Source organism: Vibrio sp. SCSIO 43135 (assembly GCF_023716665.1).
GTDB classification, from domain to species: domain Bacteria; phylum Pseudomonadota; class Gammaproteobacteria; order Enterobacterales; family Vibrionaceae; genus Vibrio; species Vibrio paucivorans.
The window spans coordinates 1,481,608-1,497,991 of record NZ_CP071860.1; the positions used below are offsets into that span (position 1 = coordinate 1,481,608).

Below are 16,384 nucleotides of genomic sequence, written 5' to 3' on the forward strand. Positions count from 1 at the left end.
CGCTACTGGAAAGCCATCAAATTAATAGACTGAGCGAACAATATCACTGGTGCTTTATCTTCACTCATCAGTGGAACAACTCGAATAAACACGGTAATTGGGAAACCACAACCTAAGGGCGGTAGCGTGTTTCAATCTAAACGGACTTAGTAATTATGAGACAGCAAGGACTGATACGTTCACACGAAACAGGATTCGCGTTTCTTTATCGCATTATCGATGTCTGCATCGTATTTTCACTGCTATTTATCGTTGGGCATTTTTATCTCGATACCTTCTCCAAAGATTACATTCTTATTGGAGGTTTGGGAGCACTTTCATTTTTGCTATTTGGCGAAAGCATCAATTTATACCGCTCATGGCGTACAACTTCACTGAGTGATCACCTCATTACCACATACTCATGTTGGCTTATCTGCTGCGTCACGATCGTAACAGTTATCTACTTCACCAAAACCAGCGAACAGTTTTCTCGTGTGGTACTTGGAACTTGGTTTATCATCGCTCCTATCGCCCTATCAACCTGGCGCAGTGCATTAAGAATTGGCCTTAACATCTTGAGGCACTATGGCTATAACGCTCGTAGAGCAATCATCATTGGACATACATCTCAAGGCCTAAGCCTAGCGAAAGAGTTGGTTAACCGACCTTACCACGGAGTGAAATTTGAAGGTTTCTACGACGAACGGAATACCTACCGCACTTCAGAAAACGACGAATACCCTATATTAGGCAATGTCGAAGATGCGCTAAAGAAAGCGAAACAAGGGGCAATTGATTACGTCTACATTGCGATGCCAATGCATGCAAATGAGCGTATTGCAAAATTCCTCAATCAGTTTTCAGACACTACAGCCAGTACATATCTAGTGCCAGATTTCTTCACATACAACCTACTTCATTCTCGCTGGGATGAAGTTGGACATGTTCAAACTCTCAGTGTATTCGACACTCCTTTCATTGGTATCGCCTCTTGGGTCAAACGCCTAGAAGATATCGTACTCTCATTGATTATCCTCACTCTCATTAGCCCGCTACTTGTTTGTATCGCAATCGGTGTAAAAGTCACGTCTCCAGGACCTGTCATTTTCAAACAGTTTCGTTACGGATTGGATGGCAGAAAGATTGAAGTCTGGAAGTTCCGTTCTATGAGCACAATGGAGCAAGGAAAAGACGTCAAGCAAGCAACTAAAAATGACCCTCGCATTACACCGTTTGGTGGTTTTTTACGTCGTACATCACTTGATGAATTACCACAATTTTTCAATGTATTAGGCGGTTCAATGTCTATTGTCGGGCCGAGGCCTCATGCCATTACCCACAATGAAGAGTACCGTCAAATCGTTGATCGCTACATGCTAAGACACAAAGTTAAACCTGGCATCACAGGCTGGGCGCAAGTCAATGGTTATCGCGGTGAAACAGATACCTTGGACAAAATGGAGAAGCGTGTTGAGTTCGATCTCGCCTACATCCACCACTGGTCTGTATGGATGGATATCAAGATCGTTTTCTTGACCATCTTTAAAGGCTTTACTGGCAAGAATGCCTACTGATTTTTCGAGGTTTCAAGGATGAAGCACAAGGCATCAATGGTTAGAAGTACTCGCTATCAACTGCTTGCCCTTATAGCGGTATTTGCTAGTGCGAACGTGTTAGCTAACCCGGTAGGGTTTAAGCTTTCTCAACCTAGAGATAGTAGTTTCACCCCATTCCTGTCAATAGAGACGGGCCACAACGACAACGTAACGAGAGAAAATCAAGAGCACGATGCCATCAGTTCTGGTTACGTAACTATCAAACCTGGTGCAGCTTATACCTTCAGACCGTCTGCCCATCGCTTGAACCTCCTCTATGTATTGGACTCGGGTCGCTATTTCGACAGCTCTGACGATAACTACACGGATCATTATTTTGAATCAAACAACGACATCAGTTTCAATGTCCGTAACAACCTTGAGTTGGACTATATCTACTACAACTCACACGAAGATCGTGGCACAGGCCTAACTGAAGGCTTACTGGCAAACGCAAACATAGACGAGCCAGTTAAATACACAGATAACACACTCAATGTGCGATATACCTATGGTGCAAAAGGCGCAATCGGCCAGCTTAGGTTTGGAGTTAAGTACGACGATCGCCACTACGACAATTTTCGGAGCCTAGTGCTTTCCGGCACAGAAACTGGTAGCCAATATAGTGACTATCAGCGCTTCGCTTACAGCGCTCAATTCCTTTACCGTTTGAAGGCAACCACCCATCTAACCCTTTCAGCAAAACGAGAGGATAAGGAATACCAGCATCAACGAGTTGGCGTAGCTAGCCGTGATAGCATCAGCGATTTTTACTCCGCTGGAGCCATTTGGGATATCAGTGGAAAAACTCAAGGCGAAGTCTCACTCGGCCTACAAGATAAAACCTTTGGTGATGGGCAACGCGAAGACTTCACAGGGTTTAGTTGGAAAGCTAAAGCAACTTGGACTCCGCTAAGTCACAGCCAATTTACCTTAGCCACTTCTCAATCAGCGGAAGACCCAAACCAGTTTGGTGATTATGTCAACGAAACCTTATTGAATCTTAAGTGGCGCCAACAATGGCTAGAGCGACTATCAACCAGTTTGCTGTTCAATTGGGAAAACGATGATTACACCGCGTCTAATCAATCGCTTGGTGACAGAGAAGACGACATCTTCCGCTATGAGTTCAATGTGGATTATCAGTTTAACCACCTACTTCGCTTCGGCTTCAATTGGTCTATCGAAGATAAAGATTCCACTTGGCAAGGCTATGACTTTAGTCAGCAACTAATTGGCCTCAACGCATATATCGAGCTGTAACCATGACAAAACCAACACGTTTATTCCGCTACCTTTTGGCGCTAATCAGTCTGTTTTCTGGGTTCTGCTTAGCTGCCAGTGACAACTATAAACTGGGGGCTGGAGACAAAATCCAAATTCATGTTTATGGAGAGCCAGAACTCTCGTTCTCCGAGTTGTTGCTCAATAGCAATGGCATGATCGATTACCCGTACCTTGGGCAACTGTCCGCTTTGCATAAGACCACTCAACAGCTCAAGCAAGAGATCACGCTAGGCCTTAAAGGTGACTACCTAATTGAGCCTAAAGTGATGGTCAGTATTTTGGCCTACCGTAAGATTTTTATTAACGGTGAAGTACAGCACCCTGGCGGCTATGAATATCAGCCAGGGCTTACCATAGATAAAGCGATCACATTAGCCGGCGGTTTTACCGATCGCGCTTCAAAGAGCAACATCACTATAACCAATAATGCCTCTGGCCTTAAATCAACGAAAGCCTCTCTCAGCAAGCAAGTTCTTCCAGGCGACATCATTACAATCGAGGAAAGCTTTTTCTAAGCGGTAATTAAAATGGATTCAAACACTAAAAAGTTTACGATTGAAGAAAGCGTCATCGATATTGGTCGCTATATTGGCGCACTGAAAAAGCGCGCACTCATCATCTTGACCATTGTCTTCATGATGGCTTGCGCAACTTACCTCGTCACTAAACAGATGTCTCCGGTATACCGCGCGACAGCTACTCTTCTCATCGAAGCAAAAGCCAGTAAAGCTGTCTCAATCGAAGAAATTGTCGGTATCGACTCCAGTAAGCAAGAATATTATCAAACGCAGTATGAAATCATGCGTTCAAACCACATTGCTGAGAAAGTCATCAAACAGTTTCAATTAGAAAAAAACCCAGAGTTTAACGGCCAAGAAACGCACTTCAGCATTCAAAGCTTTGTATTCAGATACGTATATCTGCTTAGAAATACCATCTTTGCACCGGAGCAGCCAGAAAACGCAAAAGAAGAGTTTGTTGCTTCGCTGAAAACCAAAAGGCGTGTCTTAGAAACATTCAAAAGCAAACTGACCATTACACCGATTCGTAAGACTCAGTTGGTTATGATCACCTTCGAATCGTATAACCCGATCACGGCAGCTACCCTAGCGAATGCTATTGGAACTGCATACATCGAAAGCAACATTGAAGCGCGCCTGTTAGTCAACCAAGAAGCGTCAAACTGGATTGCAACAAAACTAGAAGAGCTATCTGGCAACCTCAAAGCGTCTGAAGCACGTTTAACTGAGTTCCAAAAAGAACAAGGGTTGGTTGATGCAAAAGGTATCGACTCACTGCAAACGAATGAGCTGACTTACTTAACCACTCAAATTGCCAACGCAAGAGACAGACGCCTAGCAGCTGAGTCGCTCTATTCTGTATTGCGTCAAAACAAAAATGCCGATATTTCAAGCCTATACGCTATTTCGCAGATATCTAATCACCCGCAAATTCGTGATTTAAGGCTCAAGGAAGCAGAGCAACAAAAATACGTTTCCCAACTGGCAGAGCGTTACGGACCAAAGCATGACAAAATGATTCAAGCTAAAGCAGAGCTTGAGTCGATCCGTAGTCTATCGCTCAGAGTTCTAAAACAACTCGCCAAAGGGATTGAAAAGGAATACACAGCGGCGAAGCACCAAGAACAAGCATTGCTGCGCGAAATGGAAAATAAAAAGCATGCGTTCCAAGACTTGTCTTTAAAGCGTGCTGAATTTGAAAAGTTGGAGCGCTCGGTAATTAATGACCGCAAACTCTATGACCTATTCCTAAATCGCAAAAAAGAAACCTCTGTCACCAGTGACTATCAAGCCGCAGTTGCGCGTATTACCGACCGCGCTCTTATTCCTCTTAAACCAAGCAAACCAAGTAAGCTGAAGATCGTCATTCTGGTCTCGGGGCTCACGTTTGTCATGCTCGCAACGCTGGTCATTTTGCGTGAGTCTGTCAGAAATGACCTGGAATTGCCAAGCGATGTCGAAGAGAAGATCGGTCTAACACCAATCGGTTCGATTCCAAAATTAAAGCGCTCTTGGTTTGGCACGCGTAAGTCGGATGTCGAACTCTTTCTAAGCGGAGAAAATAGCCCATTTTCCGAGGCTATTCGCTCCTTGCGCACGCGCTTGTTGCTTAATACGGCTAACAGCGATCGAAAACGCTTTGCCGTCACTTCCCCATTACCAGCCGAAGGTAAAAGTACTATCGCAGCCAACCTGGCACTTTCGTTGGTCAAAATGGAGCGTGTTGTGCTAATCGATGCTGACTTAAGGCGCCCTTCTGTCGGTAAGCTGTTTGGTCTTTCAATGAGCCATGCAGGTCTATCGAACTACATGATGTTGGATGAAGTTCTCGAGCACTGCCTCTATCACGATAAAGAGTCTGGTTTGACCGTATTGCCAAGTGGCTTTATCCCACCAAATCCTCAAGAGCTTTTAGGCTCTAAGAAGTTTGCCAACCTACTCGACAAACTAGAAGAGCGATTCGACAAAATTATCATCGACTGCCCACCAGCAATGGTTGTCAGTGATGCCCTAATTATTGGTCACTTAACCGATGCACTAATGATGGTAATCAAAGCCAACTCCACCAAAACCAAGCATGTGCGTAAAACGTTGTCCGATATCTTGGAACACAACATCAAAATTGATGGTGTCATTCTTAATAAAAGCAAAGAAGCCACTTCTCGTAAATCCAATGCTTACTATGCGAGCTACGCATACAAGGCTCAAACAAAACAATCTTAAGGACGCTCTCGCATGGAACGCATGAACATATTAGTGACTGGCGCAAGTGGCTTCATTGGCACTCATCTAATTCGCACTTTGAGTCAACAAGGACACCACATCATTGCACTGGATATACTTGCCCCTCGCGAACAACACTCTAATGTGGAATACATCGCTGCGGATGTAAGAGACCTGTCGACTTTACAAGTTGATAAGCCTATCGATCGAATCTACAACTTTGCCGCTGTACACACAACGCCGGGCCATGAGGATATCGAGTACTTTGACACCAATATTTCTGGCGCAATAGAAGTCACTGAGCTCGCCAAACGCTTAGAGGTAAATGAAATAGTCTTTACCAGTTCAATTTCAGTTTATGGCCCTAATGAAGAAAGCCGAAGTGAGACCTCTCCACTCACTCCAAACTCCGCCTACGGATTTTCTAAAGCACAAGCAGAAATGATTCATAAAAGCTGGGCGAGTGACAAAGATAGCCGTAAGTTGACCATTGTGCGTCCAGCGGTCGTATTTGGCGAAGGCGAAGGCGGGAATTTCACTCGCTTAGCGAAAGTACTGAACAAAGGCGTTTTCCCATTTCCAGGGCGTAAAGACACTATCAAGGCCTGCATTTACGTCAAAGAGCTTCTGCTGGCCATTGATTTTGTCCACACCAACAATCAAAAAATAGCGACCTTTAATGGCGCTTTTCCTACTAAATATAATATTGAGCAAATCGTCGATACGTTTATGGACGTCTCTTATCCAAACGTACGCAAAGTCTGTATTCCGAAACAGTTTTTGCTTAGTAGCGCAAAGTGCATTTCTTACTTCAAGGGGTTTGGCCTAGGCATCAATCCAGAGCGAATCACTAAGCTTATCCGTTCGACCAATATCGATGCCGACTATCTAACACAGAATGGCTATGACTATCAGTATGATTTGAAATCATCGTTGGCAGATTGGTCAACTCATACTTCAGGGAAGTACTTGTAATACCATGCTGCTTCAGCAATTCCGAGTCCAACCATCACCACAGAGTTCGCCTTTACCGTCGACTCATTTCACCTATGAGCAATTCATAGCTTTTGTAGTGATTTTTTCTCTGATTATCGCTTCCCTCGTCAGTCAGGTTGCTGCACTGATATTTCTGCTATCCGGGTTGTTTCATGTCATAAAGCGGTTCGATTATGTGTTTGCAGCCTTCAAACAATGCTGGCCACTTTTCGCATTTTCCCTCGTTGGCATTCTATCTACACTTTGGTCGGATGATCCTGCTACCTCATTAAAGCGTGGTATCCAGATATTTCTCACAACGCTTATCTGTGTATCACTGCTCTACACCGTACGCAAAGAGATCATATTGTCTGTACTCACGATCAGCTTAACGATCATTACGCTTTACGCATTAAGCTCCAGCAATACGGTAACAATAGCTTATACGGGAGAGGTGATTCGAATCGGTCATTTTGGCAGTAAGAATGCGATGTCTAGCTTTGCAGCGTTTGGAGCCATGGTAGGGATGAGTACATGGCTACTACCAAGAATGAACCCAATCATCAAATTAGTCGGATTGGCGTGTATGCTGCTTTCGATGGTGACGTTCTATTATGCAAAATCACTGGGGACTAACCTGTCGTTCTTTTTAATCGTCACGATCGCGGCTGGCCTCTATTTCTATTCCAACAAAAACCTGTCCGTCATTAACCGACAAGTGGTTAATGCTCTCGCGCTAATCTACTTACTGGTTTTTATCGCAACCATCATCGTGCTATTTGACTATGGCTATTACGAAAACCTTATGTACTCCCTAGGTAAGGATCCATCAATAACCGGACGCACACTTATTTGGGAAGTCGGTTTTAGAAATATTGCAGAACACCCAATACTCGGTGTAGGCCTGCGTGCTTTCTGGCATGAAGACAACGCCGGCGCGCTTGAGATATGGCAGCTATTGCACAAGGAAGTCGGCGCGCCTTTTGGCTTCCACAACTTATATATTCACTATTACGTTGAGCTGGGGTTACTAGGTTTTTTAGCGATCTTATCCGTACTGGGTTCCTGCTTGTTTCAGGTTTACCGCAAATCAACCAATGGCATGGAGACTATCGATATCTTTCTGTTTTCTCTCCTGTTGTTCTTTGTTGCGAAAAGCTTTTTTGAAGTTGGAGGCTTCGCTCAATTCAATATCAGCCACTTCAATATTTGCCTGATTTGGATATACCTACACAACAAAACCTATTTTGATTGTGGGAAGAAATTGAAAGTTAAATTGGAGGGAAAGGCTTGAGAATTCTGTATATCGTCCACGATGTTAATGACGCAGCGGTAAAGCGCAGAGTATCAATGCTCTCTCAAGGTGGCGCAGAGGTCACTGTATTGGGTTTCTACCGTGGTAAGAAACCGTCCGATGATACGCTACCTTGTCCAATGCACTTGTTAGGTGAAACTTTCGACGCTTCTTTCATGCACCGCGTACTGAAGGTCGTAGTGACGACGACTCAGTTGAAACGACATTTAAGTAACACCTATGGAAAATTTGACTTAATTATCGCCAGAAACCTAGACATGCTTGCGATAGGTCGAAAAGCCCGACGACTTTTGAACCTTCCACTGGTATACGAGTGCTTGGATATCCATCGATTTCTCATTTCTCCAAACGTTATCGGTAAGCTGTTTCGCAAGTTGGAAGCATGGCTTTGCCAGCCAGTAGCACTTCTAATCACTAGCTCGCAAGGGTTTATAGACAATTACTTCAACCCATTGTCAAAAACAGATCTACCCAATCTAATATTGGAAAACAAAGTATTCAGCTCGCAGGAACTCCCTACTCCTTGTCACAAAGAGTTCGACAAGAACCGTATTGTTATTACTTGGAATGGCGCTATCCGGTGCCGACAGTCTTTAGAAATCTTGTCAGATGTCACAAGACGCTTGGATGGTCGAGTAAAAGTAACTATCTGGGGAAAACCTGCTTACACCGAATTTGATGATTTTGACGCTCTTGTCGCCAAAGAGCCGCATATTGATTTCCATGGCGCTTATCGTTTCCCTGAAGACCTAGCAAAGATCTATCAAGGCGCTGACTTTAACTGGGCACTCGACTTCTTTGAGCAAGGAGGTAACTCCGAATGGCTTTTGCCTAACCGCATATACGAAGGAGGATTATTCAATGTTCCAGCGCTATGCAGAGCATCTACCTTTACCGCACATACGCTGTCTGGTTTAGGTATCGGAACAGCACTAAATGGGCATTATGCTGACTGTTTAGAATCATTCTTGTCCCGTCTGACGCAGCATGATTACACGCAGCTTCGTGAACAAATGCAATCTATCCCACGTAGTCGCTGGGTATATGACCAACACCAAAGTCGAGAGCTAGTGAATATGCTAGCCGATGTAGCATTTCAACCTAAAGGTGTTCAGCTGGAGACGTATTCCCGTGTCTCTAAATAAGAAAAGTGTCACTGTCAATGCTATGTGGCACTCGCTGGCTGCTCTATTTTCTACAGGTGTACGCTTTCTCACTATTCCTATCTTGGTGAGGATACTCAACCCCGAAGACTTCGGTAATGTCGCTATTGCCATGGCAATTTTGATGTTTATTACCATGGTATTTGGCAATGGCGGCGCCGTTGACTCAATGGTGTACTTCGCCAAAAAAAGAGCAGATATGTTGTCGACTCTGTTTTGGTTTAATCAAGCCTTAGGAATAACGCTGGCTGCATCTGTTTACTTGTTATCACCTACAGTGATCATTTGGCTCAATGCGCCTAACGCACTTCCTTACATTCAAGCTCTATGTGCCCTGTTCCCGATATTAATGTTGCAGTCCGTTTTCCGAGGGCAGCTAATTGCTAAGCTCCGCTTTGCTTATATCGCAAAAATAAACGCATCAGCTTCAACAATATCGACTGCTATCGCAGTTGTACTCGCTTATCTAGGTGCTGGAGCATGGAGTCTTGTTATCCAACACATTCTCATGCATTCCGTTCTTGCACTGGCCTTTTTTAGGGCTAGCTGTGAAAAGCCTTCAATGAAAATAAGTGCGGCGACGTTAAAGGCATTTCTACCTTTTTACTATAAAACCGCCGCATACAATTCGATCATCTGGCTCGGCTCCCAAGCCCCACTCCTGTTTGCATCCAAATTTGCCGGAGCAACCGGTGCGGGGGTTTACAATATGATGCTAAGAACCTCTTCGCTTCCACGAGAAGTATTCGGGCAAGGCTTCCTAATGTCCTTTTTTTCTAACTTGGCAAATAGCCAAGCGGAAACGCAGTCTAAAGAATCTCAACAACAAAGCTTGTTTTGGGCCACCAAACTCAACCTGTGGATTCTAGGAACCATTTACGCTGCAGCTGCTGTTTTAGCAGAACCAATCGTCAGTTTGGTATTGGGGGCTAAGTTCGCACCTTACTGGCAGATGTTTCAATGGTTATGTGTAGGTATGGTGTTTGCCAGTGCTACAGGCGGCTTTATCGGTTTTCTTAAAGGCACTGGCCAAGTAGGTGCAATGACCATACTAAGCATAGTCAGAGCTGCTTTGATAATGACTTTGGTTTTCGTTTTTTGGCGACTTGATAATCAAGTACTCTCGATTGCCGTTGGATATGCACTGGCCAATACTCTAGTGACACTAATCTATTTCCTAGTGATGATTTTCTATCTTAAGTTCAACGCTAAAGATTTGATTAATAATACCTTTGCACCGCTAATGAACTTATCTCTTACCTCGCTGGGTTGTTTCGGTCTACTACAACTATTTTCTTTGCATTACACAGCCCACCCATTGCTGTTAATCACCGTAGGGCTCGCAATATTTGGCTCTCTATTCATCCTGTTTTGCCTACTTATTTCTCGGCATGACACTCTAAAACTTTCTCGAACAGTTCAATATCAATTGGCTCAAAAACTGGGACGTTAAATGAAACTTACTTCGCGCAATTTTTTTTGTAAAACGAGCTACCTTCTGGACCATGTCGTTGCTCGCACACAGCAAACCACACCAATTTTGATCAGTGGCTTTTGGCGCAGTGGCACAACTTGGGTACAAGAAGTCATGGCCCAAACTATTACAGCCAAAACCATGTTCGAACCGCTGGCCCCAAACACTTTCTTACCTTTGCATCACGGGTTGCCCGTAAAGTCATCAGCTTATCTCCCCCTTACAAGCAAAGTATTAACTGCGGAGGATCTCCGCCTACTCGACCTCTCTTTTTCCGGTGTTGCTCCAAGAAGATCTAATTTCAACTACTTGTGCCGTAAAACTCTACAGGAAACCTTAAACCGCCGTGTCGTTGTAAAACTAGTACGAGGTCAATTTCTCCTTCCTTTCCTTAGCGAAAGATACGATTTACCCATGGTACTCCATGTCAGTCGCCATCCGATGGCTGTTGCTTTTAGCATGCTGAGAACGAATTGGGCATGGAACATCAATGAGGTTGACTATTCAGAAACCTATTTCCGTGAGGCGAAAACCGAACTCACTGTTGAGCAACAAGACATACTTAATACGTTGATGGAATTTAGCCATGAAACACCAGAGAGAAAGGTTGCCGCACTATGGGCTCTGAGTGAGCAGTTTGCCTATCAGCAAGACTGCGTAAGAGGTTTTAAATACGAGGAGTTACTTCAGGATCCTCACACAGGTTTTACCGCAATGGCGAATGCAGTCAATCAGCCCGTTTCTGGTCCAATAGAAGCAGGAAAAGCGACCGCCGTGACTGAAGCAGACAGAAAAAATATCGACACTTCAGCAAGGCTGCATTCTTGGAAAGAGAAACTATCTGTCCGACAACAGAATGAAATCCGTTCGGTCCTGATTGACATCTGGCCTGAAGTCACCAACCAATGGGAGCTTTGAAGTCTATATGTCTCACAATCAATCCCAATCAACACAACATAATGATTCTACTCAGCAAGAATTAGCAACTCAAAACACCGCCGACAGCACATCTTGGGGAGTATTAGTTGTTATTCCTTGCCTGAATGAAGAAGCTTACATACAAGGTATCGTCGAATATTGCGTTGATGAATTAGCCGACACACCATCTACCATTGTGGTAGCAGATGGCGGCAGTAAAGACCGAACTTTATCAATTCTTGGAGATCTTACGGCAAAGTATTCAAACGTCACCATCCTAAACAACGTCAAGAAGATTCAAAGTGCAGGTGTCAACTTGGCTGTCAAAGAATATGGTGCGTCATTTGAATATTTTGTCCGCATCGATGTTCATGCCGATTACCCTCAGCGCTATATTCAAACACTGGTTGAACAGGCAGAAACCCAAAGTGCCGATTCAGTGGTTGTGTCTATGGACACTCGAGGAAAACGACCTATCCAATCACTGATTGCACTGGCTCAGAACTCTGCGCTTGGAAATGGGGGATCAGGGCACCGGAACGCTCAAGCTTCCGGTCAGTGGGTAGAGCATGGCCACCACGCATTAATGAAAGTCCAAGCCTTCTTAAACGTAGGGGGATACGATGAAAGTTTTTCTCATAATGAAGATGCGGAGCTAGATGCTCGTTTAACACATCAAGGCTTTCGCATTTGGTTAACCAACCAAACCAATCTGATTTATTACCCAAGAAGTAACTTTTCAGCACTGGCAAAACAGTACTTCGGTTACGGTTCCGGGCGTTGCAAAAACATCATCAAACACCGAACCAAGCCTAGGTTAAGGCAATTAGTACCCGTCTTTGTATTTCCAAGTGCCATTTTGGCCTTGCTAAGCCCAGTGCACTGGATTTTTGTTATCCCTTTCCTTACTTGGTTTAGCGCGAGTCTCGCAGCAGGATTACTGGTTGCCTCAAAAACTAACACATCACTTGGAGCCCTTAAATACGCGATTGCACTGCCAGCAATGACAATGCATCTCGCTTGGTCGGCAGGGTTTTGTATTCAAGTTATACGGCACTTGTCGGCTCATCGACGACACGAAAGAGAGATAGGCCATGAACATTGATATTTGCATTTGTACTTATCGAAGGGCTTCTCTGACACAAACTCTTGTGTCGCTAGAACAGCTAGTTCTAAAACCGGATTGGCAGCTCAACGTTATCATTGCAGATAATGATGCCGTCCCCAGTGCACAGCCTTTGGTCGACGACTTCGCTCGTCACTCCAAACTTGAAATCAATTACGTTCACGCACCTAAGCAGAATATCGCTATTGCCAGAAATGCCTGTTTAGCGCATAGCACTGCCGAGTGGACGGCATTTATCGATGACGATGAAACTGTAAGTCCCCAATGGTTGGTTGAGCTATTCAAAACTGCGCATGCGACCAACGCTGAAGTTGTGCTCGGCCCAGTTCAAGCGATTTATCCCAATCACCTGCAAAACTCTTGGATGTCTAAAGGTGACTTTCATGCCACACGGCCAACATTTAGTGGTGAAACCATTTGCTCAGGCTACACCTGCAATGTACTTATCCACCGTTCTAACGACCAAATTGCTCCTTTGCTGTTCGACGAACGCTTCGGAAGAACAGGGGGCGAAGATACTCTCTTTTTTGAACACATCAAAGACGCAGGAATCGAGCTTTACTTCTCTCCAAACGCTTGGGTATATGAGCCCGTCCCTAGTGCTCGTTCTAGCTTTAAGTGGCTAATGACTAGGCGCTTTCGCTTTGGTCAAACCCACGCTCGCTTACTTATCGACACTAATGGAAGCCTTCAGGCTAGAGCGAAACATACACTCGCAGCTACTGCCAAAGCCATCGCTTGCTTCTCTATGGCTGGTTTGAACTTATTCGATCAAATTAAATGGCGCCGATGGACAATCCGCGGTTGTTTACACATCGGCGTAATATCCCGACTGATCGCTCAAAAGGATGTGGAGCTATATGGACACTAATCTACAGTCAACTTCTCAGCATAGTGCTCCTATGGTGAGTGTCATCATTACATGCTTCAATTACGAACGTTTTATTCGCAGCAGTATAGAAAGCGTACTTAATCAAGATTATCCAAACCTTGAACTTATTGTCGTAGACGACTGCTCAAGTGATAGTTCAAGGGATATCATCATGGAATACCACCCGCAACTGATACCTGTTTTTCACGATAAAAATCAGGGACATGGCGGAGCGTTTAATAATGGGTATGCGGCGGCCAATGGAGACATCATCATGTTCCTAGATGCCGATGACTACCTGTTACCAAACGCATTACAACAAGCCGTTGAAGCATTTCCAGTTTCGAGTGGTATGTGCCAGTTTAGAATGCACTTAGTCGATGATCATGGCGAACAATACGATATCTTTCCGAAACCCGAGCTCGCTTTTGATCATGGGGCTCGAGCAAAACGTAAACTAATCCACAGTGGTCAATATCAATCAACCGTTACCTCAGGTCTACTATTTCGCCGCTCATTGTTGGAACAGGTGATGCCAATGCCACAAGAAAAGTTCCGCCAAGGTGGCGACGGATACTTGGTGACTTTGGCACCACTTTATACAGACATTTCCAGCAGTGACTATTGCATGTCTGCCTACCGCCAACACGGTGAAAATCATTCAGGTTTCGCAAGTCAGATGACAAAGCGAGCGAAATGGCGATTGGAACACAACCAAATGCGTTACGACGCGCTCAAACAAGCGAGCTATTCACTGGGTGTTAAGTTAGAAGATAAATTTTGGTACAACGATAGCTATCATCTTATTCAGATGATGTGCCTATCCCTATTTGAACCAGAACATACTCCTGCAACCTCGAGAGCCAATCTGGCGCAACAGGCGATAAAAAACGTCAACGCACAAAACCTCAGTGTTCTGAATAAAGCTATTTTAACTTTGTGGTGGCTGTCTATCAGTATCACCCCAAGGCCACTAGCCAAGTCTTTGTATTCATGGAAAGTCATGGCGTCAACGCGACCAAAAGCGGTTCAAAAAGTTTTCAGTATTCTACGTAGGGCCTAGAAACGATGTATACCTCGAAAATTGCGTCAATAAGCCTGCTATCACTGCTCTCTTTTCCCTTGCTGGCAGAAACTAATGAGTGCAGCGACTATCAACTAGTTTGGCAAGATGAATTCAATTACACAGGGTTACCGGACCCTTCCAAATGGACCTACGAGGAAGGTTACGTTCGCAACAAAGAAATGCAGTATTACGAGAGAGAATCTTTGGCCAATACTGAAGTTAAAGATGGTTACCTCTCAATCAATGCTTTGTTTGATCCAAGTGAAAACCCAGCCTATACATCAGCAAGTGTCACTACTCAAGGTAAAGCGTCATGGCGATACGGAAAGATTGAAGTCAGTGCAAGCATCCCTACTGAAAAAGGGATGTGGCCTGCAATCTGGATGCTTGGGGATAATATTCGCAAAGTAAATTGGCCACGCAGCGGCGAAATCGACATCATGGAACATGTCTCAAAACATCCTGGCCGCATCCATTTTAATACGGTTTATTATGACTATGAAAACAAGAAAAAACACAAGGCTAATGGAGGCAGAACAGAAATCGACAACCCAAATGAGTTCAACACCTTCGCTATTGACTGGGATAAAGATAAAATTGATTTTCTAGTTAACGGTAAGATATCTCACACTTTCAATACCAACGTAACTCAGCGTGACAAGAACCCGTTCCATAAGCCCCAGTTTCTTCTGCTTAATCTCGCGGTCGGAGGATGGGGTGGCATACCTGATTTAAACTCGTTTCCTGCTAGTTTCAAAATCGATTTCGTTCGCGTGTATCAAAAACAATGTGGTTCGAAAAAATAAGGGGCCTGAGCAATGCCTAAGCTAAACCTACACCTAGGTGTACATAAGACTGGTACCACTTTTATCCAAGATCAGGTTGCTCTGTACAGCGCCGAAAACCACACCCACTTTGAATATGCACCATTAAACGTGCTGCGCCGACACATAACATACAAACTCAAGAAGCCACTGTTCCCATTGAGATATAAGCTTAGTAAGGTGTTCAATTTTGATAAAAACTTACTGATCTCTGATGAAAACATGATCGGAGTATCCGAACAAATTCCAGAAACAGGAGAAATATACAAAGATACTTCGGCAGTCATTGAAAGATTCAAACAAGCGTTGCCTAACCATGAGCTTACGGTTTACCTGTCACTAAGAAGCCCACTACCATATTTAGTCTCGATGTACTCTGAATACCTTCGGCATTTTCCGTACATGTGCTTCAATACTTTCTCTCAGCATATCGATGGTAGCACTTTTCTCTGGTCGGACAGATTCAAATCGGCATTTACTACCCATAACGACATTCAGTTTGTGATATCTGATTTTGATAATTTTAAGGAAAACAAGCTCGATTGGGTAAGCGCTCTCACTTTTGGTGAGCAGAGCGTACTGTCTGAAAGAGTAGCTCGCAGTCGAAAGACCCTAACCAGTGAAACAATCCAAGTTTTATCACAACTTGGTGAGAACTCTTCTAAGGTACTACGTGTACTCGAAGATAACGCTTATACTCATGGAAACCGATTTGCTCCTTACGATGACAAACAGCTTGAAGTCGCAGATAAGCGCTACCAAGACGACCTAAATTATCTCGGCAAATTCCCCAATATCACCCTTATGCGTTAGGCTATTTAGCTCGCTACCTAGCCTTTACCTCATACTTTTCTCATCTCTTCACTGATGATTTTAATAATTATTTAACCAACGTTTTATTTATCGCAGTTAATAAGCCTAACACCTTGTTTTAACTATACTTTAATTTAATACCTATTTCGTCCCCAGTAATTTTTCGAGCTGGCTAGAATACTCTTGTCGTTTGAATATGAATGTCATTGGTTAGTACTTCTAAACATAAAC

Annotated in this window: 14 protein-coding genes; all 14 read left to right on the forward strand. The window is 44.0% G+C overall.

Going from position 1 to position 16,384, the window contains the following annotated elements; genetic code table 11:
- Window positions 1-155 precede the first annotated feature (155 nt).
- Window positions 156-1,556 carry an undecaprenyl-phosphate glucose phosphotransferase gene (locus tag J4N42_RS21215; RefSeq protein ID WP_252032105.1) on the forward strand — a complete coding sequence of 467 codons (1,401 nt, stop codon included), beginning with the start codon at window positions 156-158 and terminating at the stop codon, window positions 1,554-1,556.
- Between the two features lie 18 nt (window positions 1,557-1,574).
- Window positions 1,575-2,840: an outer membrane beta-barrel protein gene (locus J4N42_RS21220; RefSeq protein ID WP_252032107.1), complete on the forward strand. Its 1,266-nt coding sequence runs from the start codon at window positions 1,575-1,577 to the stop codon at window positions 2,838-2,840.
- Between the two features lie 2 nt (window positions 2,841-2,842).
- The gene (locus J4N42_RS21225) at window positions 2,843-3,379 is read left to right on the forward strand and encodes a polysaccharide biosynthesis/export family protein (RefSeq protein WP_252032110.1); all 537 of its coding nucleotides are present in this window, start codon (window positions 2,843-2,845) and stop codon (window positions 3,377-3,379) included.
- Window positions 3,380-3,391: 12 nt separating this feature from the next.
- Window positions 3,392-5,608, forward strand: a complete 2,217-nt coding sequence (locus J4N42_RS21230) for a GumC family protein (protein WP_252032113.1) — start codon at window positions 3,392-3,394, stop codon at window positions 5,606-5,608.
- A 12-nt stretch (window positions 5,609-5,620) separates the two neighbouring features.
- Window positions 5,621-6,583 (forward strand): NAD-dependent epimerase/dehydratase family protein, encoded by a 963-nt coding sequence (locus J4N42_RS21235; RefSeq protein WP_252032115.1) that lies wholly within the window; start codon window positions 5,621-5,623, stop codon window positions 6,581-6,583.
- 97 nt (window positions 6,584-6,680) lie between these two features.
- On the forward strand, window positions 6,681-7,877 hold the full coding sequence (locus tag J4N42_RS21240; protein WP_252032118.1) for an O-antigen ligase family protein: 1,197 nt from the start codon (window positions 6,681-6,683) through the stop codon (window positions 7,875-7,877).
- Window positions 7,874-9,043 carry a glycosyltransferase family protein gene (locus J4N42_RS21245; RefSeq protein WP_252032120.1) on the forward strand — a complete coding sequence of 390 codons (1,170 nt, stop codon included), beginning with the start codon at window positions 7,874-7,876 and terminating at the stop codon, window positions 9,041-9,043. Before J4N42_RS21240 ends, J4N42_RS21245 begins: the two co-directional genes overlap by 4 nt.
- Window positions 9,030-10,514, forward strand: coding sequence for an oligosaccharide flippase family protein (locus J4N42_RS21250; RefSeq protein WP_252032122.1), 1,485 nt, complete (start codon window positions 9,030-9,032; stop codon window positions 10,512-10,514). The genes J4N42_RS21245 and J4N42_RS21250 overlap by 14 nt, the downstream gene beginning before the upstream one ends.
- Window positions 10,515-11,453, forward strand: coding sequence for a sulfotransferase (locus J4N42_RS21255; RefSeq protein WP_252032124.1), 939 nt, complete (start codon window positions 10,515-10,517; stop codon window positions 11,451-11,453).
- 7 nt (window positions 11,454-11,460) lie between these two features.
- Window positions 11,461-12,558 carry a glycosyltransferase family 2 protein gene (locus J4N42_RS21260; protein WP_252032125.1) on the forward strand — a complete coding sequence of 366 codons (1,098 nt, stop codon included), beginning with the start codon at window positions 11,461-11,463 and terminating at the stop codon, window positions 12,556-12,558.
- Window positions 12,548-13,450 carry a glycosyltransferase family 2 protein gene (locus J4N42_RS21265; protein WP_252032127.1) on the forward strand — a complete coding sequence of 301 codons (903 nt, stop codon included), beginning with the start codon at window positions 12,548-12,550 and terminating at the stop codon, window positions 13,448-13,450. The genes J4N42_RS21260 and J4N42_RS21265 overlap by 11 nt, the downstream gene beginning before the upstream one ends.
- Window positions 13,440-14,513: a glycosyltransferase family 2 protein gene (locus tag J4N42_RS21270; RefSeq protein WP_252032129.1), complete on the forward strand. Its 1,074-nt coding sequence runs from the start codon at window positions 13,440-13,442 to the stop codon at window positions 14,511-14,513. The genes J4N42_RS21265 and J4N42_RS21270 overlap by 11 nt, the downstream gene beginning before the upstream one ends.
- A 5-nt stretch (window positions 14,514-14,518) precedes the next feature.
- Window positions 14,519-15,322 (forward strand): glycoside hydrolase family 16 protein, encoded by an 804-nt coding sequence (locus J4N42_RS21275; RefSeq protein WP_252032131.1) that lies wholly within the window; start codon window positions 14,519-14,521, stop codon window positions 15,320-15,322.
- 12 nt (window positions 15,323-15,334) lie between these two features.
- A complete protein-coding gene (locus J4N42_RS21280) occupies window positions 15,335-16,153 on the forward strand; it encodes a hypothetical protein (RefSeq protein ID WP_252032133.1) in 819 nt (272 codons plus the stop codon).
- The last annotated feature ends 231 nt before the right edge of the window (window positions 16,154-16,384 follow it).